Origin of the sequence: Elizabethkingia argenteiflava (genome assembly GCF_009904105.1) — a bacterium.
GTDB lineage: Bacteria > Bacteroidota > Bacteroidia > Flavobacteriales > Weeksellaceae > Elizabethkingia > Elizabethkingia argenteiflava.
This window is the reverse complement of the sequence record NZ_JAAABJ010000232.1, coordinates 1-347: the sequence shown is the minus strand read 5'-3', so window position 1 is coordinate 347 and position 347 is coordinate 1. Positions and strand designations below refer to the sequence as shown.

The 347-nt window shown below is 50.7% G+C and carries 1 protein-coding gene; it reads right to left on the bottom strand.

The genetic code is table 11. From position 1 onward, the window contains the following. Positions 1-347: IS66 family transposase (locus tag GNY06_RS02145; RefSeq protein WP_166518595.1), on the bottom strand; the 347-nt coding region annotated here is incomplete at both ends.

Sequence of the window (347 nt, the reverse complement as noted above, 5' to 3'; positions counted from 1 at the left end):
GGTTGGCAGTTTCATTCCCAAATCTTCGTAGCGCTTGACCTGTCTGTATTCGGGAAGATGGTCGCGGAACTTGTCAATAACAATCTGTGCCAACATGTCTGCCGCCACATGACCTCCGCCAATCACGGGATTCGGAGCCTCCGCCTGACAGATGTGGGGTTTGAGCGCATTCTTGTCCGCTTTCAGACGGTAAATGGGACGTTTGATGACTTCAACCCAGAGTTGAGCGGGAACGTAGTGCAGTATTCTCTGGACATCTTCGCCAATCTTTTCGTAGTCTTCCGGGTTGATGTTCTCGGGCTCAATGACAAACACACGCTCTTCCAGTCCTTCATAACGGTATGATG